Raw genomic sequence first — 22,909 nt, 5'->3', positions numbered from 1 at the left:
ACTGGTGCCTACTGCGGCTGCCCGTCGACCAGCGTGCGCAGCTCGTCGTGCAGGAAGCTGACCCGCCCGGCGATGCGGGTGGACTCCGGCAGCGGCTCCGGGTAACCCCAGGCGGCGTCGGGCAGCTCCGCCCCGCCGGGCAGCGTGACCGTCCAGTAATGGGCCTCACCCTTGTACGGACACCGTGTGCGGGCGGCGGTGGGCGTCAGGGCCACCACGACGTCGTCGGGGGAGAGGTACCAGCGGGCAGGCAGGCCCGTCTCGTGCAGCACCAGTGGTGAGCGGCTCTCCGCGACGAGGGTGTCACCGGCGAGCACCTGGACGTGACGGCTCGTGGGGCGGATGTCCACGCGGGTGTACGGGTCGGTGAGATGCGCGTGGACCTGCTCGTCCTCGTCGAACCATGCGTCGGCGGCGTCCCAGTACAGGGAGGCGTACCCGGCGAGCCACGGTGCAGCCGCCGTCGGCTCCGGGTAGGCCCACAGCGCGTTCTCGACGACCCGGTCACCGACCTGCAGCGAGCGATAGGTGGCGTCACCCTTGAACGGGCAGTGGGTGGTGAGGTCGGTGGCGACGAACGCGGAGCCGTCCAGATCGGCCTCCGGCACGTAGAGCCGCGGCAGCAGCGCCGTCTCGTGCAGGAGCATCCCGGCGCGGGTGTCGAGCACGGTGCGCCCGGCGAACTCGGCGCGCACGCGTCGCGGGAACGGGTGCATCAGCAGCTTGTGCGCCGGGCCGTCGAGCGCGTAGTTGACGGTGCTGGGCGCGGTGGGGGACAGCGGACCGTTGGTGCGGGTGAGGCTCACCGGTCCAGTGTCGCGCGTGCGACCCGCGAACGCGCACCGGCTCATGATCGAACCGGAACCGGTGCGCGTTCGACGGCTCAGGCTGCCGAACGCTCCGCCAGCGGGCGGCGGCGCCGGGCGGGCGCCAGCGCGGGAACGGGCATGGCGTTGGGCTCGTAGACGTTCGTGCCGGGCGCCACGATGTCGTCGATGCGGTCGAGGGTGGCGTCGTCGAGCACCAGCCCGGCGCCCTTCACCGACGCCTGCATCTGCTCCATCGTGCGCGGGCCGATGATCGTCGACGTGACGCCTGGGTGGGCGACGGTGAACGCCAGCGCGAGCTCGGGCAGCGTTGCGCCGATCCCGTCGGCCACCTCGACGAGCCGCTCGACGGCCTCCAGCTTCGCCGCGGTGACGGGGTGGGACTCGTCGAAGTTCGCCGGCCGCAGCGCGGCCCGCCCGACGGTCAGGTCGGCGGCCCGCCCCTTGCGGTACTTGCCGGTGAGGAAGCCGAACGCCAGCGGGCTCCACACCAGCACGCCCATCCCGTACTGCTGGGCCACCGGGAGCACGTTCGCCTCGATGCCGCGCGCGAGGATCGAGTACGGGGGCTGCTCGGTGCGGAACCGGCCCAGCCCACGCCGCTCGGAGACGTGCTGCGCCTCCACGATCTGCTCGGCGGGGAACGTCGAGCAGCCGAAGGCGCGGATCTTGCCGGCACTGACGAGGTCGGTCAGTGCCCCGAGCGTCTCCTCGATGTCGGTGGACTCGTCCGGGCGATGGATCTGGTACAGGTCGATCCAGTCGGTCTGCAGCCTGCGCAGGCTGTCCTCCACCGCCCGGACGATCCAGCGCCGCGAGTTGCCGCCGCGGTTGGGGCCCTCGCTCAGCGCGAAGTGCACCTTGGTGGCGAGCACGACGTCGTCGCGGCGGCCCTGCAGTGCCCTCCCGACGATCTCCTCGGACTCGCCTGCGCCGTACATGTCGGCGGTGTCGACGAAGTTGATTCCCTGGTCGAGGGCGGCGTGAACGATGCTGACGCAGTCGTCGTGGTCGGGGTTGCCGACGGCACCGAACATCATCGTGCCGAGGCAGTGGACGCTCACCTCGATGCCGGTCCGGCCGAGGGTGCGGTAGCGCATGGTCATGGGCGCGGACGGTAGGTGTTCGAGCGCGCTCGAAGTCAACCGGCGTGAAGCCACGGCTCAATGCAGGCGCTCCCGGGATCGCAGCATGGTGGCCATCCTGCGATCTGACGCTGGGATGGCCACCATGCTGCGACCTCTCGGGGCGGTGTCGCTGGCGATGTCTGGCGCAGGGCGCGCTACACCGCCACCGTCACCCGGTAGTCGGTGAGCCAGGAGTTCATGCTCAGCAGCTGCTCCCACTGCATCCGCCCGGCCATGCCGGTCTGGGGCGTGGGGTCGGCCAGTCCCGCGGTGACGGCCGCCCGGTCCAGCAGGGGCGTCAGCGGTGCGTCCGGGGAGGCCAGCAGCGCTGCGACGCCGTCACGCAGCACCTTCTCGTAGCGCACGTCCTGCGTGGAGGGGTAGGGGCTCTTCACGCGCTGCACCACCGACTCGGGCAGCAGGTCGGCCGTCGCGGCACGCAGCAGGCTCTTCTCCCGCCCGTCGAACGTCTTGTGCGCCCACGGGGTGCCGAAGACGTACTCGACGAGGCGGTGGTCGCAGAACGGCACCCGCACCTCGAGCCCGACGGCCATGCTCATGCGGTCCTTGCGGTCGAGCAGGTTGGGCAGGAACCGGGTCAGGTACAGGAAGCAGATCTCCCGCATCCGCCGCTCGTGCGGGTCGTTCGCCGCCGCACCGGTCAGCTGGGGCACCTCGGCGAGCGCGGCCCGGTATTGCGCGTCGACGTAGCCGGGCAGGTCGAGCTCCTTCTCCAGCGCCGGGTCGAAGAGCCCGGGGCGCTGCTCGTGGGCCTTCATCATCCGTCCGGCCAGCCACGGGAACGTGTCGGCCGCGACCGTGTCGGCGTCGTGGAAGTCGCGGTACCCGCCGAACACCTCGTCGGCCGACTCACCCGACAGCGCCACCGTCGAACGCTGTCGCACGGCGCGGAACAGCAGGTAGAGCGACGTGTCCATGTCGCCGATCCCGTTGGGCAGGTCCCGGGCGTGCAGCGCGGCGGCCCGGACACCGGGATCCATCAGCTCGTCGGTGGACAGCGTGATGTCGGTGTGGTCGGTGCCCACGTACTTCTCGACGTCGTGGACGTACGGACCGTCCGGCGTGCCCCGCACGTCGTCGGCGGTGAAGTTCTCGGTGTAGCCGGTGAAGTCCACAGCGAACGAGCGGATGCGGTCGCTCGTGTGCTTCGCCGCCAGCGCGGTCAGCGCCGACGAGTCGAGCCCGCCCGAGAGCAGCGTGCACAGCGGCACGTCGGAGATCAGCTGGCGGCGTGCGGTGTCCTCGAGCAGGTCCCGGACGTGGCGCACGGTGGTGGGGACGTCGTCGGTGTGGCCGGTGTCGGCGAGCTGCCAGTAGCGGGACTCGCGGATGCCGTCGGCACCGACGTGCACGACGTAGCCGGGTGGCACCTCGCGCAGCCCCTTGAAGATGGCGTTGCGCGGATCCGCGACGAAGCTCAGCGCGCGGCGCAGGCCGTCGGCGTCGACGACGCGCTCGGCCGCGGCGTTGGCGAGGATCGCCTTCGGTTCGGAGCCGAACAGCACGCCGTGCGGTGTCGGGTAGTAGTAGAGCGGCTTGATCCCGAGGCGGTCGCGCACGAGCACGAGCTCCCGCGTGCTGGTGTCCCACAGCGCGTAGGCGAACATCCCGTTGAGCTCGCGCACGGCGTCGCGCGGGTCGCGCCGCCCCCACTCCTGGTGGGCGTGCAGCACCACCTCGGTGTCGCTGCTGGTCTCGAACCGGTGACCGGCCGCCGCGAGCCGCTCGCGCAGCTCGCGAAAGTTGTAGGCCTCGCCGCTGTAGACCATCGCCAGCGTCCGCTCGCCGTCCACCAGCGTCATCGGCTGGCGGCCGCCGGGCACGTCGATCACCGCGAGCCTGCGGTGGCCGAGGCCGACCGGGCCGTCGACCCAGGTGCCCTCCTGGTCGGGGCCCCGACAGGCCATGGTCTCGGTCATCTCGGCGAGCTCGCGCCGGGCGTCGGGTGCCCCGAGATCGCGCTCGTGATCGACCCATCCACAGATTCCGCACATGTTGTTAACCCCCGGTAATCAACCGTGACGCTTGTGTAACACCATTGCACGCTGCAACGTTGCGCGGCGCAACCGCAGTACGCTCGATTCGTGCCCATAAGTCCTGATCTTGCGGAAGTGGCGTTGCTCACGGGACCCGCCACCGACCGCGATCCGCTCGCCCGTGTGGAACGCGAGATCACGGTGCTGCTGCGGCGCACGCTCGAGGAGGTGTGGGCGGGCGGCTACGGCAACGGGCCGGTCGATCGCTACACCTACCCGGTACTGGCGCTGCTGCACGAGCACGGGCCGCAGGGGCTCACCGAGCTCACCCGCAGGCTGGGCATCAGCAAGCCCACCACGAGCAGGCACGTCGCCCGGCTGGGGGCGGCGGCGCTGGTCGCCACGGCACCGGATCGCGGTGATCCCCGTGCCGTCGTCGTCACCCTCACCCCGCAGGGCGGGGCACAGGTGGCCCGGGTCCGTACGGCCCGCCGGGAACGGCTCCGCGAGGTCCTGCGCTCCTGGTCCGACGCCGACGGGGAGGCCCTCGCCGACCTGCTCGCCCGGCTCAACCTGGACCTCGACGCGCACCGGCGCTGACGGTCGGTACCGCTGCCCGTACGCGCCGTGGACCTCGCCGGGACCCTCCGGAACCACGCATCCGGGTCCTCACCACCCGCACGGCCCGCTAGTGCCATAGTGGAAGCGCCGTTGTCCGGGGGTTCGGTGGAGGGGGAGGAGCGCCGTGGAGAGGCTCACCGCGCTGCTCGCCAACCTGTTCTCGGCGTTGCAGCGAGCCGCGGCGCCCGACGTCTGCCCCGGCGGCTGGGCGTGGGCGGTCTCCATCGTCGGGGTGGCGGTGGGGCTGCTGCCTGCGGTCGGTGCGGTGGTCGTCGCGCTGCTGCGCAAGCGCATCGGTTCGCGCTACGGCACCGTCGAGGCCGGCACGCTCGCCGGGATCGGCGTCGTCACCGCCGGCCTGCTGCCGCTGCTCGTGTTCGTCGGCACCGGCCGCGTGTTCCGTGACGTCAGCGCCGGCACCGGCGGTGGGTTCTCCACGGCGGAGCTGCGCAACCTCGGCACCTCGCAGTGCTTCTTCGTCGGCCCGCAGGGCGCCTACCTCGGCGGCCCGTCGGTCGGCGACTCCTTCGACCTGTCCTCGCCGGGCCGGTTCGGTGTCTCGATCGTCCTGCTGGCGCTGCTCCCGGTGGTCGTGAGCATGTTCGTGGCCGCGCAGGCCAGGCTGGCGCTGCGCCGCGGCCCGAGCTGGCCCGCCAAGTTCTTCTGGCTGCCGACGCTGGCGCTCGCGGTGTTCACCATCGGACAGCCCGCGGGCGCCACCGGCCATCTCTGGGTGGGCGCGGTGGCTGGTTCGTTCGCCGGCATCGTCGTGGTCCTGCTCGCGGGCACGCCGTCGCGCGAGGTCGTCCGGCGCTCGCTGGCCGCTGGCCAGGGCACTGGTCAGGGCACGGGTCAGCAACACGCTGGACACCAGCCGTCCGGTCAGCAGGCCCCCGCCCGGCCGCCCGCGGCCCCTGCACGTCGCGCGAGCATCGTGCCGTCCGGGCCGAGCAGCCAGCAGGCGCCGGTCTGGCGGCCCCCGATCGCGCCGTCGCGCGCGAGCGCGGTGCCGGCCTCCGGCGCCCGGGCGGTGCCCAAGCCCACGCTGGTGGCGGGCATCCCGCCGGTGTCGGCCGCTCCCGCCGCTGCTGCCGTGCCGGCACCGATCTCGGCGGCGCCGCCGTTCACCGCGCTACCGCCGCTGCTGACCGGCCCACGGTCGGCGCCCCGGTTCCAGCTGGTCCGTCGGCTGGGTTCGGGCGGGTTCGGCCGGGTCTGGCTCGCCCACGACGCCAAGCTCGGCCACGATGTCGCGCTCAAGGCCGCGCACGCACCCGACGCGGAGACCGAGCAGCGCATCCAGCGGGAGGCCCGCGCGCTCGCCGCGGTGCGCCACCCGCACTGCGTACGGATCTTCGACCTGATCCCGGCCACGAGCGATCCCGGCCTCGCCGAGCTCGAGGGCATGGTCATCGTCATGGGTTTCGTCGACGGCACCTCGCTCGGTGACCTGGTACGTGCCCGCGGGGTGCTCGACGACATCGCCGCCGCGCGGGTCTGGCTCAGCGTGGCCGGTGCGCTCGACGCGGCGCACCACCGCGGCGTCATGCACCGCGACGTGAAGCCGGGCAACGTGGTCGTCGACTCCGGCGGGCTCGCGCACCTGATCGACTTCGGCATCGCCCGCAAGACCGGTGATGCCACCATGACGATGGCCGGGTTCGTGCTCGGCACCCCCGACTTCCTGTCGCCGGAGGCGGCGTGTGGCGAGCGCGCCACGCCGGCGTCGGACGCCTGGCAGCTCGCTGCCACGGTGTCCTACGCGCTCACCGGCCATCCGCCCCGCGGTGGGCACCCCGACGCCGTGTCGGGACTGCGCGCCGCCGCCTCCGGTGCCGCGCTCACGCACCTGCCGCGGCGCACCGCCCACCTCGCGCTGCTGCAGGCCGCGATGGACAACGACCCGGCCCGCCGTCCACCGCTGCGCGCGGTGCAGGTGGCGCTCAACGACTGGCTCCGCAAGGCCGGGGTGGCGCTGGACGGGCCCGTAACAGCAGGCGGCACGCCGGTTCACTGATACGCCTGCACCCCGAGTGACACGGCCAGCGCCAGCCCGGCCACGGCGATACCGATCCGCAGCGCTGTCGCGGGCAGCCGCCTGGCGACGGCGGGTCCGGTCCAGCTGCCCACGAGCAGGCCGATCGCGAGCGGCAGCACCGCCCACCACGCCACCGGACCGAACACGGCGAAGCCCAGCGCCGCCACCCCGTTGGCGAGCCCGGTGAGCACCTGCTTGAGCGCGTTGGCCCGCAGCAGCGAGACGGGCAGCCCCACCAGTACGAGCGCCAGCATCAGGACCCCGGCCGCCGCTCCGAAGTAGCCGCCGTACACCGCGACGGCCAGCACCCCGCCCAGCACGCCGGGATGGGCGCGCCCGGGCTCGTCGGGCTGTTCGGTCGCGGGCCGGGCCGCCCACCGGAGGCGCGGCTGCACCAGCAGCAGCAGGGCCGCGGCGCCGACGAGGAACGGCACGATCCGCTCGAACGCCCCCGGCGGCGTGAGGAGCAGCAGACCGGCACCCACCGCCCCACCCACGACGCTGACCAGCGCGTAGCGGCGCACCGACGCGCCCTGGCCGACCAGCTCGGGTCGTGACCCCGCCGTCGCGCCTGCGCTGCTGAACGCGAGCGCCACGGTGTTGGTGACGTTGGCCGCGGTGGCCGGCAGCCCCACCGCGAGCAGCGCCGGGTAGGAGAACAGGGAGGCCAGGCCGGCCATCGATCCGCTCAGCCCGGCGGCGAGCCCGGCCACGACGAGCAGCAGGAACGTGTCGACGGCCATCGCGTCGGAGCTTAGTGCGGCTCGCCACCCCCGGTTCGGGATGCGACGGTGAGCACACCCGATCCGGTCCGGAATCGGGCAACCGGGAGAGAGGCCACCCGCGAGGTCCTACCTTGAGCGCCGTGCCAGATCCTGACCCGGCGCCCGTCCCGGCGCCCACTGCATCCCGCCACCGCTGGGCGTACGTCGCGGGGCCGCTCGCGGTGGCGCTCGCCATCGGTATCGGCGCAGCGGGCTTCTACGGCGAGTTCGCCAGCCGCGACGTCGAGTACTCCATCCCGGCCGACGCGCCCTCGCCCGACACGGTCTCCGTGCTGGTCACGGTCCAGCGGATCGAACCGGCCGCCCGCGAGATGGTGCTGCAGGTGCTCGTCGTCCCGAAGGGCGCCAACGCCGACGCGGGCGAGCCTGCGGCGCCCAGCAGGGACCTGGTGCTGGACACCTCATCGCTCACGACGGCACCGTTGACGTTCCGGGCCCACGAGCGGATCACCGCCCGCGAGCTGCGCGTCCCGCTCGACGGTGTGGTCTCGTTCTTCCCCTTCGACAGCTACCGGGGTGAGCTCTACGTCGGTGTCGACGCCGCGGGCGAGCCCGCACCGGTCCAGCTCTTCGTGACCGACCACGACCCCGGCTTCGTCTCCGCGCCGGTGGCGCAGCAGAGCGACACCGGCTACGCGTCGGCGGCGCTGCGGGTCACGCGCTCGCGCAGCACCTACATCCTGGCCTGGTTCCAGCTGATCGTGATGTGGGCGCTGGGACTGTCGGTGCTCGCCGGGGCGGTCCACATCGTGCGCCGCAGGCTGGGGCTCGTGTGGCCGGCCATGGGCTGGATGGCGGCCACGCTGTTCGCGCTGGTCGGGTTCCGCAACGCCGCCCCGGGGCTGCCGCCGATCGGCTCGCTGATCGACTACTGCGCGTTCTTCTGGGCCGAGGCGATCATCACCCTGTCGCTGGTGCTGGTGATCGTCCAGGGGGTCCGCGCGCGCCGGTGAGGCTGCTCAGTCCGGCACGACCCGGGTCTGGACCAGCACCGTCGTGCGGCTGCCCGGCGCGCTGTTGTCGGTGTAGAGGCGGTTGGCGAAGGTGTCGGTGACCGTGACGCGCTGACCGGGGTCGAGCCGGTAGGGGTGGGTGCCGATGCTCGCCCCGTCGACCAGTACGTCCACCCGGCCGGTGCCGGCGACGTCACCGGTATTGGTCAGCGTCACCGTCGCCGGGCACATCGTGGCCACGCACAGCGGGCCCGGTTCGACCTTGGCCTGCACCCGCGGACGCTCGGCGGCGCGCTGCGTCACGGATTTCCCCTGCGCACTCGTCCGCGCTGCCCACAGGGCGGCGCGGATCTGCGGCACCCGGGCCGCGGGGACCTCGATGACCCGCGTCAGCTGGTCGTCGCGGCGCGTCACGGAGATCACGTCCATCGCGACCTCGATCTGGACCCACGGGCGTTGGCCCGCCTGTTCGATCCCTCGGCGAGGGTCTTCTGGAACCAGATCGGTGAGCGTGTCGTCGACGGCCAGCAGCTCGTGGACCTCGCCGACAGCAAGTTCGGCACCCGCGTCCGCGGCGGTGCGGAGCCGGGGTCGGGTGCGCTCGGGGGCAGCCAGGGGTTGGGCGGGGGCGGCGCGTCCGCCATCGGCGTCGACCCCTCGCCCTTCACGAGCGAGACGAGCTCGGTGCCGGCCTGCTCCCGATCCCCCTGTTCCGGATGACCCTGGTCAGGACCGCCGGTCCCGGATGCCGTCATGATCGGTCCCCTCGCACGGTGCTGCCGATGATCGCGTCACTCGCGATGAAGACAGGACCGGCTCCGGCGTTGGGCCGACGTCCCGGAATGTGATGCCCGTCACCCATCCGCTGCTAGCGGGGGAGCGCCTCCACCTTCCACAGCACCTGGATGGACGTGCCAGCCGCCCCGCTGAAGGCCCTGTTGGGTACCGAGTCGGTGAAGGTGAGCGTCTGGCCGGGGTCGATCGAGAAGTCGTGTCGGCCGATGACCTGGTCGTCGGCCGACACCTGCAGCGTGCCGGTGCCCACGAGGTCACCCGAGTTGACCACCACGCTCGTGGCGGCGCAGGTGGGGTTGCGACACGGCGTCTCCGGCTTGATGTCGACCGTCAGCTTGGGCCGCTCCAGCAGCCGCTGCGACAGCGACTTCGGCGGCGTGGCACCGCGGGCGGCGCCGGCCGCCCCGTTGATCTGCCCGATCTTCGCCGCGTCGACGGCGGAGACCCGGGTGGGCTTCTTGTCCTGGTCGGCGCCGGACAGGATGTCGATGCCGAGCAGCCGGTGCGGAGCGGCGTCGGCGATCAGCAGGTGGTGCGCGCCGTCGGTGATCTCCTTCGCGGCCTGGCCGGCCACGGTCAACTCACCGGCGTCGCGCCAGCCCTGGGGCTGGTTCGGGTTGACGGTGCCCATCAGCACCCGCGGGTTCGCGCGCAGGATCGGCTCCACCGCCACGAGCTCAGCCACCGGGTCGGCCACCCAACCGTCGGCGAGCCGGGCGGCCGCCGCGGGGTAGGCCCGCTGCCACCACTGCTGGTTGGCCTTGATCAGGGTGCCGGTCTTGTCCCGCACGATCTCGGCGCGCGCCTGCCCATTGTTGCGGGTGAGCGTGCCCTGCGCCCCGTCGGCGGTGACGTCGAGATCGAAGTCGAGCGCGCCGTCCGCACCGCTGACCGTGCCCTGGTAGTGAGCACCCGACCAGGTGCCCGCGTCCGTGACCGAGTCGGCCACGAGCTCGGCGGGCTTGGGCCGGTTCAGCGCCACCAGCACGATCACGATCCCGGCGATCAGGACGGCGGCGGCGATGCCCGCGATCGTCAGGAGCACCCACTGCGGCGGGCCGACGAGGCGACGCGGTGCACCCGAGCGGTCCGGCGGTGGCCCGTCGGGCGGCCCGCCAGACCCGGATCCGCCAGGCGCCGGTTCCGCCGCGGGCGCGGGCCAGCGCACGGGAGCGACCCCGACGAGGGTCGGTGCGGCCTGCGCGGCGCCGGGTTGCGCGGTGCCGGGTTGCGCGGTGCCGGGTTGGGGCCCGGGACCGGGTTGGGGCAGCTCGGCCGCCGGGACCTGCACGGTCTGCGCGGACTCGATGACGTCGGTGGTCCCGCCGCCGGTGGCTCCCGGCACGATCGTGGCACCGGGAGCAGGCATGATCGTGGTGGCCGCGCTGCTGGCTGCGTCCTGCGGCGCCGGTGCCTCGACCTGGACGGTGCCCGCGGGCCGCGCGATGACCTCGGTGGCCCCGGGCGGCGGTTCGGCGGGCAGCGGTTCGGCGGGCAGCGGTTCCGCGGGCGGCGATGTGTCGGGCGCGGCGTCCTTGGCCAGCGAGACGGGCCCGGCACCCGTGGCTGCGGCCTCGTCCGTCGGAGCGTCGTCGGACGTCGGCCCAGCTTGATTGGTCGGCCCGGATCCATATGTCGGCAATGTCGTTCCTTCCCCCACCGCGTAGCTTCGTCGATGACCGCGCCATAGAGATAGACCGGGTGGCGAAAAAGGGGTTCGGCAGAACTACGCAGATGTGATGCCGGTCACCGATCGGCGGCGCCGCCGGTGATCGTCCGGGCTCGGTCGGCAGCCACCCTCACGAGGTCTGCCAGCAGATCTTCCGGGAGTCCGGGGGCCGGCGGCACGGCGGGAACCACGGCGCGCCGCGGGCGCGAGAGTCCGAGGTCGGGCAGCGGGGCCGGGGTCGTGGCGTAGGTGAGCGATGCCGCCACGGGCCGTTCCAGCGGATCGGGGTCGACGGTGGCGGCCGCGGCGCCGGCTCGCCGTTGGCCGAGCGCGTCCAGCAGTGTGTCGCGGTCCAGGCCACGCAGCAGCAGGAGCAGGAACGGGTCGTCGTCGAGCAGCCACGCCGCCTGGTAGGCCAGTGCCGCGGCGTGGTCGCACGGATCCCCGATGTCCGGGCAGTCGCAGTCCGACTCGAGGTCACCGATGGTGGGCAACAGCGCCACCCCGGATGCTGCGGCCGCGTGCAGCAGTGACCGCGGCACGTCCCCGTCGAGCAGCGCGGCGAGGTGCCCGGCCTCGGCCGCGACCTGGTCGAGGAACCGTGCCTGGTCCGGCCCGTCCCATGCCGTGAGGCGCACGACCACGTCGTAGGCACCGTCCGGGTCATCGACGGTGGCGCCGATGCGTCCCGGCGACAGTGTCAGCGGCCCCACCCGCCCGCTGCCGGCGAAGCGGCGGGCGCGGCGCAGCAGCAGGCTGTCGCGGGTGGCGTCCTCCATCGCGGCCACGAACTCGCGCGCCCACCAGGAACGGCCCCGCCGTCCCGGACGCGGCGGGAACGCCGGGAAGCCCCGTGCCGCGGTCATGCCGGGCCCCGCAGCGTGACGAGGTCGGCCAGCTCGGCGTCGGAGAGCTCGGTGAGGGCCGCCTCCCCGCCGGTCAGCACGGCGTCGGCCAGCGCCCGCTTGGTCTCGAGCATCGCGGCGATGCGGTCCTCCAGGGTGCCCTCGGCGATCAGCCGGTGCACCTGCACCGGCCGGGTCTGCCCGATCCGGTAGGCCCGGTCGGTGGCCTGGTCCTCGACCGCGGGGTTCCACCACCGGTCGTAGTGGACGACGTGGTCGGCGCGGGTGAGGTTGAGCCCGGTACCGGCCGCCTTGAGCGAGAGCAGGAAGACCGGGACGGCGCCGTCCTGGAACGCGTCGACGAGGCGCTGCCGTTGCGGGACGGGTGTGCCGCCGTGCAGGAGTTGCGTGCCGATGCCGCGGTCGTCGAGGTGGCGCCGCAACAGCCGGGCCATGGTGACGTACTGGGTGAACACGAGCACGGCGCCACCCTCGGCGAGGATCGTGTCGAGCAGGTCGTCGAGGAGTTCGAGCTTGCCGGAGCGCCCGGCCAGCACGGGATCTGGCTCCCGGGCGTACTGCGCCGGGTGGTTGCAGATCTGCTTCAACGCCGTGAACAGGGCGATCACCTTTCCGCGCCGGGCCATCCCGGTCGCGTCCTCGATCTCGGCGAGCGTCTCGGCCACCACGGCCTCGTAGAGGCCCGCCTGCTCGTGGGTGAGGCCGACGGGCCGGTCGGTCTCGGTCTTGCGGGGCAGCTCCGGTGCGATCCCGGGGTCGGACTTGCGCCGCCGCAGCAGGAACGGCGCGATCAGGCGGGCGAACCGGGCAGCCGCGTCGGCGTCACCCTCGGCGATCGGGTCGGCCCACCGGGCCCGGAAACCGGCCCGCGTTCCGAGCAGGCCAGGGGTGGCCCAGTCCAGGATCGCCCACAGCTCCATGAGGTCGTTCTCGACGGGAGTGCCGGTCAACGCGACGTGGGCGGCGGCGGGCACCGTGCGCAGCGCCTGCGCGGTGGCCGACGCCGGGTTCTTGACGTTCTGCGCCTCGTCCGCGACGAGCAGCCCCCAACGCCGCCCGGCCAGCAGCGGCGCGTCGCGCAGCAGGGTGGCGTAGGTGGTGAGCACGACGTCGGCCTGCGCGTCGACGACCCGGCCGGCACCGTGGAACCGCGCCACCACCATTCCCGGGGCGAACCGGGTGATCTCGCGTTCCCAGTTGCCCAGCAGCGATGCCGGGCAGATCACGAGCGTCGGTCCGCCCCTACCGTCGCGCAGCAGGTGCAGGGCGATCAGCGTGATCGTCTTGCCCAGCCCCATGTCGTCGGCCAGGCATGCGCCGAGCCCGAGCGACGTCGTCCGCTGCAGCCAGCCCAGCCCGCGCAGCTGGTAGTCGCGCAGGGTGGCGGTCAGACCCGGAGGCGCCGCGATGGGTGCGGGCGGCTCGGCGAGCCGGTCGCGCAGCTGCGCGAGCCAGCCCGTCGCGGTGACGGGCACCGGCTCGCCGTCGAGGTCGGTCTCGCCGGTGAGCGCGGCGCCCAGTGCCGCCAGCGCCGTGACCGGACCCGCCGTGCGCTGGCGCGCGCGCCGCCGGGCGGTCGGGTCGACGAGCACCCACTCGTCGCGCAGGCGCACCACCGGGCGGTGGCTCTCGGCGAGCTCGGCCAGTTCCGTCGCGGTGAGGGGGTCACCGCGCAGTGCCAGCTCCCAGTCGAGTGTGAGCGACGCGGCGCCACCCGCGAAGCCCGCCGGACGCGCACCGCCACCGGCCACGGCTCGGGCGCTGAGCGCCGGGGTCAGCTCCCGGGGCCAGTGCACGCCGATGCCGGCCGCGGCCAGCGCCGCCGCGCCGGTGCCCAGCAGCTCGGTGACCTCGGTGTCGTCGAGGTCGAGCGCATCGGGGACCGCCTGGCTCAGCAGCCGGGCCAGCGGGTCCCAGAACCGGGCCGCCCGCCGGACGGCGAGCAGCGCGTCGAAACGGCGGTCAGCTCCGAAGCCGACCGCCGTACCGGCCCACACCGCGGCGAGGTCGGCCACCCGCGTCGGGTCGTCGAGGGCGTGCAGCTGCACCACCGCCCGGAACCGGCCGGTGGACGGGTCGGCCGGGGCCGCGATCCGCAGCGACACGCGCACGCCGGCGTCGACGCCCGCCGCCACCTCGGCGGCCCATTCCCGCAGGTGGGAGACGTCCAGGGGCGCCACGGAGGCAAACGGGCCGGTGGCATCGGCGGTGCGGGGCAGCACGTCGGCGACGGCGTCGAGGAAGGCCCGCACCAGTGACACGGCCGCCGGCAGCAGTGGCGGGTCGGTGTCGGGCACCGGCACGGCGCGCGCCGTGGCGGGCATGGCGGCGGCCAGCGCCCGGACCCGCTCGCCGTCCTCCGGGTCGAGCGGGCCCACCCGCCAGGCGTCGAACCCCGCGGGGGAGACACCCGGCAGCAGCCGCCCCCGTGCCGCCAGGTGCAGGGCGAGCCGGGCGGTGGCGGCCCAGAACCGTAGGGAACTCTCGTGCTCCGCACCGAGCAGGAACGCGAGCGCCTCCTCGATGCCCAGGCGCCGCGCACCGACCGTGACGGCGGACCCGTCGGCCAGCGCCACCCGGACGTCAGCAGGGCGTCCCTCCTGACGTCCCGGGGCGGTCTCCCACAGCAACAGCGCGCCGGAACGCGGGGGATCGGACGGGACGAAGACCGCTTCGGTCACGCAACCCTCTCCACGCGGAACACCGGGCAGATCCCGGCCACGGTCGCCAACGCCTCCGGGGTGGTGTCGGTGATGACACCGGCATCCCGCATCATCGCCACCCCCTCCGGCGTCACGGCCGGCCAGGCCCGCAGCACCGGCAGTGCGGCCACGGCATCGAGCTCCACGAGCCGAACCCGCTCCTCGACGCCGCCGACGCGCAGCACGCCCTCACCGGCGGCGCGGACGTTGCGGATCCAGTCCGCAGCGGGGAACCCGCCGAGGACGAACCGCTGACCGTTCTGGTCCAGGACGGTCAGCGGGGTGTGGCGCGGCTCGCCGCTGCGCCTGCCCGGCACGGTGAGCACGGGCAGGTCGAACTCGGCGGTGCCCTGGCGCTGCTGCTCCAGCAGCCCCTCGTTCATCCCCTTGATCCACGACGGTGGCTTGATCCTGCTGATCCTGCTGATCCTGCTGGTCTCGGTCATCGGCTCATCTCCCGGTAGCGGCGGACGGACAGTGGTACGAACAGGGCGAGGATCGCGAGCGGCCAGAGCACGGCCATGAGCCCGGCGTGCGTGGCGATCCACGAGCAGTGCCACGGCGCCCACGACACCGCTGATGCCGTCCGCCCGCCATCCGACGGCCGGCCCGGCCAGCAGCATCACCACGAGCGCGATCGTGGCGATGACCATGTCGGCGACCGCCCGCCCGAGCAGGACGGCTGCGGGCGACATCGGCATGGACCGGAACCGGTCGGTGATGCCCAACCTGGCATCGGTGACGACCGCGAGCATCGTGGTGGACATCCCGAACAGCATCGTCATCGCGTACATGCCGGGCAGCAGCGCCTGGCGGTAGTCGCCGCCTCCCGGCACGGCCATCATGCCGCCGAGCAGGAACGCGAACATCAGGACCATCAGGATCGGGAAGCCGAGGGTGCCGGCCAGCTCGAACGGCCGGTGCCGCAGGTGTGCGAGGTAGCGCCGCAACAGCGTCACGCTGTCGGCAAGCAGCCATCCGGCACGGGAGCCGTGCAGGGGCGCGACGGTCACGCAGCCACCGCCGTGAGCTGCAGGAAGACCTCGTCCAGGGTGGGGCGACGGGCGCTGAGGTCCTCGGCCTCCACCCCTGCGCTCGCGAGCGCGGCGAGGGTGGCACCCAGCGCCGCCAGCCGGTCCTGGACCGGTGCCGAGACGCGCTGCAGGTCCGCATCGACGGTGGCCGCGGTGCCGGCCGCCCGCTGCAGCAGCGCACGGTGGTGCCGCCGGAGACGAGCCCGCGCACCGCGTCCCACCACCTCCGCGCGCCCGCGCGGGTCGAGCCCCGTGGCTGGCTCGTCGAGGAACAGCACGGCGGGCGCCAGGATCATGCTGGTGGCCAGGTCGAGCCGGCGGCGCATGCCGCCGGAGTAGCGCCCCACCGGGCGGTCGGCGGCGTCGGTGAGGGCGAAGTCTTGCCGGCCCCGTTGGGGCCCAGCAGCCCGTGGTCGACACCGGCGAGTGCCGGCCCGGCGGAACCGGGGAAGTTCTTGCGCGGGGAGTCGGTGCGGACGGCGGTGGGCGCGATGGGCAAGAACCCTCCATACTCAAATTTGAACAGCGGGCCATCGAGTGTGCCGGACGCGAGCGGGGTATGCAAACTTGAATCGACCGAAACCGGGCGAGTGTTACGCGCGGGGCGGGTAGGGCGGGAACTGCAGCGCCGGCCAGCTGCCCGGCTTGCCCGGCGAGTGCGGTTCACCCGCCATCGGGTACGCGCCCGCCTCCAGCCGCTCGATGAGGCCCTGCGTCCAGGCGACGCCACCGGCCGCGTTGTGCTCGGAGAGCCCGAACAGCTCGCGGACGTGCGGCGGCTCCACCATGGCGTCGACCTGCGCCTGCGCCTTCTCCCGCGCCTGCTCGAGCGTCGTACGACGCTCCCGCAGCAGCCGGATCGCCTCCTCGCGCGTGAGCGACGGCAGCATCGCGAGCGCCGCACCGAGGAAGTCCGGCCGGGGCTGCGGTCGGCGCACGGCGTCGCGCAGCAGCTTCAGGTACTCGTCGTGGCCCGCCTCGGTCAGCTCGTACTCGGTGCGACCCGGGACGTCGTTGTAGTCGATGAGCAGGCCGGCCGTGGTGAGCGACTTGAGCGCGTGGTAGATCGAACCCCACTTGACGTTGGCCCACTCGTCGGCGCCCCACGCGATGAGGTCGTTGCCCACCAGGTACCCGTGGGCACGGCCGTAGCCGCGCACCACCCCCAGCACCAGCAGGCGCGTCGCCGACATCGGACCAGCCTATCCGCGCCGCACGGCATCGCTCGATCGGTTGGTTGGGTCGCGCAACGGACCGCACGGTCCCCGCTCTCCCGCCCCGGGAGGGCATCATCGGCGGTCAGGGGGCGATCACATGAACCGGAACACCACCACGGCTCGGCTCGCGGCAGCCGCCGCTGCCGTCCTGCTCGCAGCATTCGCGGCCGGCTGCTCGAGCGGGGGATCGGGCGGCGCCGTCGCGCCGCCGCCGTTCGCGGCCCCCTCGAGCACGGCAGGGTCGAGCACCACCTCGGCTGCCCCGGTGCCCTCGGCGACGCCGACGGCGGCCCCGTCCCCGAACGGCGGCGCGAGCGACCCGGCGCGCTGCACCACCGCCGAGCTCTCGGGCTCGCTCGGCCCGGCCGACGCCGGTGCGGGCTCGGTCTACCTGTCGGTGGTGTTCACCAACAAGAGCAACCGCACCTGCACGGTGCACGGCTTCCCGGGGGTCTCCTACGTGGCGGGCGACGACGGCCACCAGGTCGGCCCGGCCGCAGGTCGCAGCGGGGCCCTCGGTCCAGCCGTGTCGCTCAAGCCCGGCGCCGCGGCGGCGGCGAAGATCCAGCTCGCGAACGTCCACAACTTCGACAACGCCGCCTGCGGTTACACCCCGGTGCGCGGGCTGCGCGTGTACCCGCCCGACGACACGGCCGCGATGTACCTGCCCTACGAGACCACCGGCTGCGCCAAGACCCCGCCCGCGCCGAGCCAGCAGCTGCAGGTGCAGACCGTCCAGCCCGGCTGAGCGCACCGAACGCGCACTGGTTCGGGTTGGATCATGAGCCAGTGGGCGCTCGGCCCGGATTGCGGGCTGCGAGTATGACGGCATGACCTATGTCGCCGACTCCGCACGCTACGACGCCGCGACGTTCCGCCGCTGCGGGCGCAGCGGACTGGACCTGCCCGCGATCTCGCTGGGCCTCTGGCACAACTTCGGCGGTGACCGCCCGCTCGACACCCAGCGCGCCATCCTGCGCCGCGCGTTCGACCGCGGCGTCACGCACTTCGACCTCGCCAACAACTACGGCCCGCCCTACGGCAGCGCCGAGACGAACTTCGGTGGGCACTTCGCCGCCGACTTCAAGCCCCACCGCGACGAGCTGATCCTCTCCACGAAGGCCGGCTACGACATGTGGCCGGGCCCGTACGGGCAGGGCGGCGGATCGCGGAAGTACCTGCTCGCCAGCCTGGACCAGTCGCTGGCCCGGATGGGCCTGGACTACGTCGACATCTTCTACAGCCACCGCTTCGACCCCGACACCCCGCTCGAGGAGACGATGGGCGCGCTCGACACCGCCGTGCGGTCCGGACGCGCGCTGTACGCGGGCATCTCCTCCTACAGCGGCGAGCGCACCCGCGAGGCCGTCGCCATCCTGCGCGACCTGGGCACACCGCTGCTGATCCACCAGCCGTCCTACTCGATGCTCAACCGCTGGATCGAGGAGGACCTGCTCGACGTGCTGGGGGAGGAGGGCGTGGGCTGCATCGCATTCTCCCCACTCGCGCAGGGCATGCTCACCGACAAGTACCTCAACGGCGTCCCGGCCGGGTCACGGGCCTCGCGCGGGTCGTCGCTGTCCACGGACCTGCTCAGCGACAAGAACCTCGCCCACGTCCGCGCGCTCAACGCCATGGCGAGCGACCGCGGCCAGTCGCTCGCGCAGATGGCGCTCGCGTGGGGCCTGCGCGACCCGCGCGTGACGTCGGTGCTCATCGGCGCGAGCAGCGTCGAGCAGCTCGACGACAGCCTCTCCGCGCTGGACAACCTGGCCTTCGGCGACGACGAGCTCGCCACGATCGACCAGCACGCCGTGGACGCGGGCATCAACCTCTGGGCACGCTCCGCCGAGCGCTGAGCTCCCGCCGCGTCGCCGCCCGCAGCCCGCCCGATCGGCCCGGTCTGGGGGCGGCACCGCGGACGGTGCTGTCCGGGGCGAGCCGCCGGTAACCGGCGCCCACCCGGCCACCGGCCGCGTCGAGAGCCCGGGCCGCCGCGGCCACCAGCTCCCGCGGATCACCGGTGGCCGCCAGGCGCCGCAGCCCGGAACACGCGGCGGCGCAGCCGTCCGGGTCGGTGGCCGACCAGCGGCGCACCAGCCACTTGCCGCGCCCGAGCCACCGGCGCCTGCGCAGCAGCGTCAGCTCGCCCGCCGCGGCGAACACCTCGGCGCCGACGGTGAGCAGCTCGTCGGGCTCGCAGCTGCCGCCGAGGTCGTCGACCAGCGCGGTGAGCACGTAGCGGCGGTCGTTGCTCTCCGCGGACGTCAGCGGTGGCGGGCCCGCCGCCCAGCGGTGCCGGGCCTCGCGCTGCAGGCGGGCGCCGTGCCCGCCGACGTCGCGCACGAGCACCCCGGACGCGCACATGTGCAGCAACGGCGAACGCCGCGCCGCGGTCTCCTTCGCCACGAACACCTGCCACGACTCGGCGGTGTGCACGAACAGCTCGGTCAGCGGCGCGCGGCCGACCGTCTCGCGCAGCACCGGCCCGGGCGGCGGCAGCAGGACCACGAGATCCAGGTCCGACGTCGGGGTGGCGCGCCCGGCCCCGTTGCTCCCCGCGAGGACGACGGCGAGCGCTGCCGGCCAGCGCCGCGCCACCACCCGCTGCGCCAACTCCGTCGCCTGCCGCGGATCCACCGACGGAACGCTACCCGGGCCGGCCGGCACCGGGCCCCGCACGTCAGGAGGGACGCCCTGCTGACCTTCAACGTCAGCAGGGACGCCCTCCTGACGTGCGGGGGCGCGGGGCGCTAGCGCAGGCACTCCGGCAACGGCGTGGCGTGCAGGAGACCGAGCCGTCGGGTGGCGCGGGTGAGCGCCACGTAGAGGTCCGACGGGCTCCTGGCGTGGATCCGCCCGGGCTCGACCACGATCACCGTGTCGAACTCCAGTCCCTTCGCCTCGGCCGCGGTGAGCACCGCCACCGGCAGCTCCGCGGGCGCGTCGAAGCCGTCCGGCACGATCACCGCCGCCGTGCCCACCAACCCGTCGAGCTCCGCCGCCAGCGCCGCCGCCAGCTCCGGGCCCAGCGCGGTGGCGGCCACCTCCCGCACCCACGGCCGATCCCCGGTCGATCGCACCGACGCCGGGGCCACCAGCCCGGGCCCGATCTCCGGAAGCACCCGCGCGGCCAGCTCCATGATCTCCGCGGACGTCCGGTAGTTCACCGACAGCTGCTGGCGGGTCCACCGCGACGCGAGGAACGGCGCGAGCACCCCCGCCCAGCTCCGGGCACCCGCCGCCGAACCGCGCTGAGCCAGGTCCCCGACGGCGGTGATCGACCGGGTCGGGCAGCGGCGCATCAGCACGTGCCAGTCCATCTCCGAGAGCTCCTGCGCCTCGTCGACCACGATGTGGCCGTAGGTCCACTCCCGGTCGGACTCGGCCCGCTCCACGACGGTGCGGTGATCGGCCGCGGCGTTGCGCTCGGCCAGCCGCGCCGCATCGATGACGTCGACGGCGCGCAACGACTCGTCGTCGTCACGGTCGTAGTTCTCGAAGATCTCCAGGACGCCCTCGGCGAACACCGCGTCGTCGTCAGCAGTCCCATCGTCGGCAGCCCCATCCTCGGCCGCGTCCGCGGTGGGCGCAGGCTGGTACGGAACCGCACCGAGCACCTCGACGGCCTCGTCCAGCAGCGGCGCGTCGGACACCGTCCACGCCTCGGCCACGTCCCGGTGCAGCACCGTCAGATCGACGTCCGTGCTGATCGCCGCGAGCCGCTCGCGGGACCCGTAGAGGTCGGCGAGCAACCGCTCCGGCGTCAGCACCGGCCACAGCGCGTCGATGGCCTGCTGGAAGCCCGGATGGTCACTCAGCTCCAGCCGCAGGTCGGCCGCGACACCGGCCGCCGGCGCGGAGTCGAGGTCGGCGTCGCGCAGCCAACCGGCGCCGATCGCCCGCACGGCACGCTCGACGAGTGCCTCCCCGACGGCGGCCCGGAACGCGCTGCGCGCCAGGTTGTGCGGCAGCCCCGTGGCGCGGGCCCGCTCCCGCGCCACCGCCGCGAGGTCGTGGTCGATCTCGACCGTCACGTCGGGGAGCTCGACGCGCAGGGGCTCGACGGGCAGCTCCTGGCGGTCGGCGACGGCGCGGCGCAGGACGTCGACCATGCCGAGCCCGCCCTTGATCCACGCGACCGGGCGCGGATCGAGGGCGGTCGTCTCGAGCCCGTGATGCACCATGCCCGGCGTCGTGAACACCACGGCCGTCTCCCCGAGCGCGGGCAGGACCTCACCGATGTAGGTCAGGAACGCCGGCGTCGGCCCGACCACGAGCACGCCACGGCGCACCAGCCGCTCGCGGTGCTCGTAGAGCAGGAAGGCGACCCGGTGCAGCGCCACCGCGGTCTTGCCGGTGCCGGGGCCGCCCTCGATCACGACGGTGCCGGCCAGCGGCAACCGGATGATCTGGTCCTGCTCCGCCTGGATCGTGCTGACGATGTCGCGCATCGCGGCAGCCCGCGGTGCCGAGATCGCCGCGAACAATGCGGCATCGCCGGCATGGGACGTGGTGATACCCGCATCGAGCACGGCATCCGCGTCGAGCACGTCGTCATGAAAGGCGACGACCGTGGCGCCGGCGGTTCGGAAATGGCGCCGGCGCGTGACACCTTCGGGCTGCGCGACGGTGGCGCAGTAGAACGGCCGCGCCGCCGGGGCCCGCCAGTCGGTGAGCAGCGGTTCGTCCAGCGCGTCGTCGAACAGGCCGATCCGGCCGATGTAGGACGTCACCCCACCGGTGCGGTCGAGCCGCCCGAAGCACAGCCCGGTGCGCGCCGCCCCCAGCTGGACGGAGCGGTTCGACCAGGTCCGGACGGCGACGTCGCGCTGCCAGCGGTCGTGGTTGAGCGTGCCCAGTGACTCCAACGGCTCGTCGAACACCCGGCGAGCCCGCTCCTGGGCCGCCCGGCGCTCGGCCTCGAGCCGGTCATACAGGCCGTTGACATACAGTTTCTCCGCAGTGAGCTCCGGATCGCGGACCCCGTCTTTCATCTGCACCCCGAAATGTGGTAGAGTGGTATTTATCAGCGCGGAATTGCATGGTCGCCGACTTGTCAGAATAGCATTCGATCGGCACCTTCGGGAATGCCGGATGACAAGGTTTCGGTCGCCCGCCCGCCGAATAACCGGTTGCCTGCCGCCCTGGCCGCGGGTGCACTGGCTCCCATGATCACCCCGGTACCCCCGCCCGTCCGGATCGGCGCACTCGCACCGCTGACCCCGCCCGGCTGGGTCGAGGCGGGCCGGCAGCTGCTCGCGGGCCTCGAGCTCGCCGTCCAGGACGTCAATGCCGCAGGCGGGATCGGTGGCCGGCCTCTGGAACTGGTGGTCCGCGACACCGCAGCAGACCCGCAGCGAGCCGCTGCGGCCGTGGACGAGCTGGCCCAGCTGGGGGTTGCCGCCGTCGTGGGGGAGTACCACAGCGTCGTCGCCCGCTCGGCCGCCGCCCGGGCCGACGCAGTCGGCCTTCCGTTCCTCTGCTCGTCAGCGGTACTCGACGCCCTCACCGAGCAGCCCACGCAATGGGTCGCGCGACTCGCCCCGGCACAGTCACGCGGCTGGCGGACCTACGCGGACCTCCTCCTCGGCGCGGGCCACACCCGGATCGCCGTCGCCGCCCAGCCGAGCGTCTACTGGGCCGCCGGCACGCGCATCCTGCGCGAGCACCTCACTCCACGCGGCGCCACGGTCGTCGACCTCGGCCCCGAACTCGACCCCGCGGCCGTGTGCGAGGCGCTCGTCGACCAGCGCGCCACGGCACTGCTGTTGCTGGTCGGCCACCCGGACCCGGCGGTACCGATCGTGCGGGCCGTGCGCCGCGACCGGCGCCTCACCGAGCTCCTGATCGGGGCCCCCGCCGGGCAACCGGAGTTCCCCTCCTGGGCAGCGTTGCTCGGCGCCGACGGCGCCGCGATCCCGTTCCTGCGCTACCTGCCCGAGCGCCTCGGACCCCTCGGCGCGCGTGTCGAGGGGGCACTGCGCGAGCGGCTGGCCGCGGCGCCCTCCTTCGTCGCCTTCGAGGGCTACGACACCGTCACCGTCCTCGCCGACGTGCTGCGGTCCCACGGCACCGACCGGGCGAGCATCGCCGCGTCCTGGCCGCACGTCGCCGTCGAGGGCACGCGCGGAACGATCCGGTTCTCCCGGACACCGGGCATCGCGGTGTGGCAGTGGACCTGGCCACCGATCCAGGTCGTCGACCGGGATCCGGCGCAACCCGATCGCCTCCGGGTGCTGCACACCGGCTGAGAGCCGCGCACCTCAGCGATAGGG

The 22,909-nt window shown here is 73.6% G+C and carries 21 protein-coding genes; 7 read left to right on the top strand and 14 right to left on the bottom strand.

Features of this window, described 5'->3' with window-relative positions:
* Positions 1 to 8 precede the first annotated feature (8 nt).
* The 3 genes from ACFPFQ_RS30485 to asnB form a co-directional block, all read right to left on the bottom strand.
* On the bottom strand, positions 9 to 806 hold the full coding sequence (locus tag ACFPFQ_RS30485) for a DUF427 domain-containing protein (RefSeq protein WP_379624983.1): 798 nt from the start codon (positions 804 to 806) through the stop codon (positions 9 to 11).
* 77 nt (positions 807 to 883) lie between these two features.
* The gene (locus tag ACFPFQ_RS30480; RefSeq protein ID WP_379625488.1) at positions 884 to 1,927 is read right to left on the bottom strand and encodes an aldo/keto reductase; all 1,044 of its coding nucleotides are present in this window, start codon (positions 1,925 to 1,927) and stop codon (positions 884 to 886) included.
* 182 nt (positions 1,928 to 2,109) lie between these two features.
* The gene (asnB, locus tag ACFPFQ_RS30475; protein ID WP_379624981.1) at positions 2,110 to 3,969 is read right to left on the bottom strand and encodes an asparagine synthase (glutamine-hydrolyzing); all 1,860 of its coding nucleotides are present in this window, start codon (positions 3,967 to 3,969) and stop codon (positions 2,110 to 2,112) included.
* Between the two features lie 117 nt (positions 3,970 to 4,086).
* On the opposite strand from asnB, the gene ACFPFQ_RS30470 reads away from it, so the two are divergent.
* Together ACFPFQ_RS30470 and ACFPFQ_RS30465 are read left to right on the top strand one after the other, a co-directional pair.
* Positions 4,087 to 4,551 carry a MarR family winged helix-turn-helix transcriptional regulator gene (locus tag ACFPFQ_RS30470; RefSeq protein WP_379624979.1) on the top strand — a complete coding sequence of 155 codons (465 nt, stop codon included), beginning with the start codon at positions 4,087 to 4,089 and terminating at the stop codon, positions 4,549 to 4,551.
* A 145-nt stretch (positions 4,552 to 4,696) separates the two neighbouring features.
* The gene (locus ACFPFQ_RS30465) at positions 4,697 to 6,589 is read left to right on the top strand and encodes a serine/threonine-protein kinase (RefSeq protein WP_379624977.1); all 1,893 of its coding nucleotides are present in this window, start codon (positions 4,697 to 4,699) and stop codon (positions 6,587 to 6,589) included.
* Here ACFPFQ_RS30465 and ACFPFQ_RS30460 read toward each other — a convergent pair.
* Entirely contained in the window at positions 6,583 to 7,353 is a 771-nt protein-coding gene (locus ACFPFQ_RS30460) for a sulfite exporter TauE/SafE family protein (RefSeq protein ID WP_379624975.1), read from the bottom strand. The two genes, ACFPFQ_RS30465 and ACFPFQ_RS30460, sit on opposite strands and share 7 nt — an antisense overlap.
* A 122-nt stretch (positions 7,354 to 7,475) precedes the next feature.
* On the opposite strand from ACFPFQ_RS30460, the gene ACFPFQ_RS30455 reads away from it, so the two are divergent.
* A complete protein-coding gene (locus ACFPFQ_RS30455; RefSeq protein WP_379624973.1) occupies positions 7,476 to 8,348 on the top strand; it encodes a DUF4436 family protein in 873 nt (290 codons plus the stop codon).
* A 6-nt stretch (positions 8,349 to 8,354) separates the two neighbouring features.
* On the opposite strand, the gene ACFPFQ_RS30450 is transcribed toward ACFPFQ_RS30455, so the two are convergent.
* Positions 8,355 to 8,777, bottom strand: coding sequence for a hypothetical protein (locus ACFPFQ_RS30450; RefSeq protein ID WP_379624971.1), 423 nt, complete (start codon positions 8,775 to 8,777; stop codon positions 8,355 to 8,357).
* A 27-nt stretch (positions 8,778 to 8,804) separates the two neighbouring features.
* On the opposite strand from ACFPFQ_RS30450, the gene ACFPFQ_RS30445 reads away from it, so the two are divergent.
* Positions 8,805 to 9,068: a hypothetical protein gene (locus ACFPFQ_RS30445; protein ID WP_379624969.1), complete on the top strand. Its 264-nt coding sequence runs from the start codon at positions 8,805 to 8,807 to the stop codon at positions 9,066 to 9,068.
* A 148-nt stretch (positions 9,069 to 9,216) separates the two neighbouring features.
* Here the strand turns inward: ACFPFQ_RS30445 and ACFPFQ_RS30440 are convergent, their stop codons facing one another.
* From ACFPFQ_RS30440 to ACFPFQ_RS30410, 7 genes are all read right to left on the bottom strand, one after another.
* Positions 9,217 to 10,785 carry a hypothetical protein gene (locus tag ACFPFQ_RS30440; RefSeq protein WP_379624967.1) on the bottom strand — a complete coding sequence of 523 codons (1,569 nt, stop codon included), beginning with the start codon at positions 10,783 to 10,785 and terminating at the stop codon, positions 9,217 to 9,219.
* A 104-nt stretch (positions 10,786 to 10,889) separates the two neighbouring features.
* Positions 10,890 to 11,678: an SWIM zinc finger family protein gene (locus ACFPFQ_RS30435; RefSeq protein ID WP_379624965.1), complete on the bottom strand. Its 789-nt coding sequence runs from the start codon at positions 11,676 to 11,678 to the stop codon at positions 10,890 to 10,892.
* Positions 11,675 to 14,359, bottom strand: coding sequence for an SNF2-related protein (locus tag ACFPFQ_RS30430; RefSeq protein ID WP_379624963.1), 2,685 nt, complete (start codon positions 14,357 to 14,359; stop codon positions 11,675 to 11,677). Before ACFPFQ_RS30430 ends, ACFPFQ_RS30435 begins: the two co-directional genes overlap by 4 nt.
* Positions 14,356 to 15,393 carry a nitroreductase/quinone reductase family protein gene (locus ACFPFQ_RS30425; RefSeq protein WP_379624961.1) on the bottom strand — a complete coding sequence of 346 codons (1,038 nt, stop codon included), beginning with the start codon at positions 15,391 to 15,393 and terminating at the stop codon, positions 14,356 to 14,358. The genes ACFPFQ_RS30430 and ACFPFQ_RS30425 overlap by 4 nt, the downstream gene beginning before the upstream one ends.
* Positions 15,390 to 15,761 carry a hypothetical protein gene (locus ACFPFQ_RS30420; RefSeq protein WP_379624959.1) on the bottom strand — a complete coding sequence of 124 codons (372 nt, stop codon included), beginning with the start codon at positions 15,759 to 15,761 and terminating at the stop codon, positions 15,390 to 15,392. The genes ACFPFQ_RS30425 and ACFPFQ_RS30420 overlap by 4 nt, the downstream gene beginning before the upstream one ends.
* Positions 15,707 to 15,913 (bottom strand): hypothetical protein, encoded by a 207-nt coding sequence (locus tag ACFPFQ_RS30415; protein ID WP_379624957.1) that lies wholly within the window; start codon positions 15,911 to 15,913, stop codon positions 15,707 to 15,709. Before ACFPFQ_RS30415 ends, ACFPFQ_RS30420 begins: the two co-directional genes overlap by 55 nt.
* Before the next feature lie 94 nt (positions 15,914 to 16,007).
* The gene (locus ACFPFQ_RS30410) at positions 16,008 to 16,607 is read right to left on the bottom strand and encodes a PadR family transcriptional regulator (RefSeq protein WP_379624955.1); all 600 of its coding nucleotides are present in this window, start codon (positions 16,605 to 16,607) and stop codon (positions 16,008 to 16,010) included.
* A 121-nt stretch (positions 16,608 to 16,728) separates the two neighbouring features.
* Between ACFPFQ_RS30410 and ACFPFQ_RS30405 the strand changes: the two genes are divergently transcribed.
* Both ACFPFQ_RS30405 and mgrA read left to right on the top strand, forming a co-directional pair.
* Complete coding sequence (locus ACFPFQ_RS30405; RefSeq protein WP_379624953.1) at positions 16,729 to 17,379, top strand: DUF4232 domain-containing protein; 651 nt, start codon at positions 16,729 to 16,731, stop codon at positions 17,377 to 17,379.
* Between the two features lie 82 nt (positions 17,380 to 17,461).
* Positions 17,462 to 18,490, top strand: coding sequence for an L-glyceraldehyde 3-phosphate reductase (mgrA, locus tag ACFPFQ_RS30400; RefSeq protein ID WP_379624951.1), 1,029 nt, complete (start codon positions 17,462 to 17,464; stop codon positions 18,488 to 18,490).
* Here the strand turns inward: mgrA and ACFPFQ_RS30395 are convergent.
* Both ACFPFQ_RS30395 and ACFPFQ_RS30390 read right to left on the bottom strand, forming a co-directional pair.
* Positions 18,459 to 19,271: a nucleotidyltransferase domain-containing protein gene (locus tag ACFPFQ_RS30395; protein ID WP_379624949.1), complete on the bottom strand. Its 813-nt coding sequence runs from the start codon at positions 19,269 to 19,271 to the stop codon at positions 18,459 to 18,461. The genes mgrA and ACFPFQ_RS30395 overlap by 32 nt on opposite strands.
* Before the next feature lie 113 nt (positions 19,272 to 19,384).
* Positions 19,385 to 21,628, bottom strand: coding sequence for an AAA family ATPase (locus ACFPFQ_RS30390; RefSeq protein ID WP_379625486.1), 2,244 nt, complete (start codon positions 21,626 to 21,628; stop codon positions 19,385 to 19,387).
* 174 nt (positions 21,629 to 21,802) lie between these two features.
* Here ACFPFQ_RS30390 and ACFPFQ_RS30385 point away from each other — a divergent pair, with 174 nt between their 5' ends.
* Entirely contained in the window at positions 21,803 to 22,885 is a 1,083-nt protein-coding gene (locus tag ACFPFQ_RS30385; RefSeq protein WP_379624948.1) for an ABC transporter substrate-binding protein, read from the top strand.
* Positions 22,886 to 22,909 lie beyond the last annotated feature (24 nt).

It is taken from the genome of Pseudonocardia sp. GCM10023141 (assembly GCF_042653605.1).
This window is presented reverse-complemented; position numbering and strand designations above follow the sequence as displayed.